This window comes from Novosphingobium aquae (assembly GCF_037572715.1).
Classification (GTDB): domain Bacteria; phylum Pseudomonadota; class Alphaproteobacteria; order Sphingomonadales; family Sphingomonadaceae; genus Novosphingobium; species Novosphingobium aquae.
Genome location: NZ_JBBHJY010000037.1, coordinates 1 through 369, shown reverse-complemented (window position 1 = coordinate 369; position 369 = coordinate 1). Strand labels below are relative to the sequence as shown.

Annotated in this window: 1 protein-coding gene; it reads right to left on the bottom strand. The window is 59.9% G+C overall.

Translation table 11 applies throughout. The annotated features are described in order from the left end of the window. The coding region (locus tag WG900_RS20175) for a DUF2840 domain-containing protein (protein ID WP_339970190.1) at positions 1 to 263 on the bottom strand (263 nt) is incomplete at its 3' end. Positions 264 to 369: the final 106 nt, after the last annotated feature.

The window sequence follows — 369 nt, the reverse complement described above, 5'->3', positions numbered from 1 at the left end:
CCGCCGGGATTGACCTGCAGCACAGGGACGCAAGGTTCAGTCCCATTGGCGGCACGAACGATGTCGAGTGTCGAACGGATGGTGCCATAATCATTGGACGCCCAGCGCACCCGGCCGAACACCTGGTCTGCCGCATAGCTCTCGATGCGCTGCCTTCGATCGACGATGCGTGTCGAAACGGGCCTGCCAAATTTGAGCCAGTCCTCACGCTCGCCTTCGCACCAGATGAGCGTGACATGGGTCAGTCCAGGGTCTTCGCTCACCCTCGTTTCGGAAGGCCTGGCGAGCGGCGTGCCGCCGTCTTTCCACAGGCGATCTGGCGTTAGCAAGAATCCGAAGGATTCTTTGTTAGCTAAGTTAAGGGCGCAA